The organism is Kitasatospora putterlickiae (assembly GCF_039527695.1).
Lineage (GTDB): Bacteria > Actinomycetota > Actinomycetes > Streptomycetales > Streptomycetaceae > Kitasatospora > Kitasatospora putterlickiae.
On sequence record NZ_BAAAKJ010000296.1, the window covers coordinates 4,596 to 4,929 of the forward strand.

Here is a 334-nt window from a genome sequence, read left to right on the forward strand (position 1 = left end):
CAGGCCAGTTCGAGCGCCAGGTAGAAGTCCACCCGGTCCTCCAGGCGGGACAGGTCACGGCCGGTCAGCTCCTCGACGCGGCCGATCCGGTAGCGCAGCGTGTTGACGTGCACGTGCAGCTGCGCGGCGCACCTGGTCCACGAGCCGTCCGCGCGCAGGAACGCCTCCAGGGTGCGCACCAGGTCCGCCTGGTGCTCCCGGTCGTAGGCGATCACGGTGTCCAGCAGCCGGCCGCGGAAGGCCCGGCGGACCTCGTCCGGGACGGCCGCCAGCAGCAGCACGTGCGAGGCCAGCTCCTCCGGCCCGGCGACGCGGACCCGGCCGGGCCGGGCCG

At 75.1% G+C, this 334-nt stretch carries 1 protein-coding gene; it reads right to left on the bottom strand.

Annotated features, from left to right (window positions below):
* On the bottom strand, nt 1-334 hold a 334-nt coding region (locus tag ABD308_RS28750), incomplete at both ends, for a PucR family transcriptional regulator (RefSeq protein ID WP_344340696.1).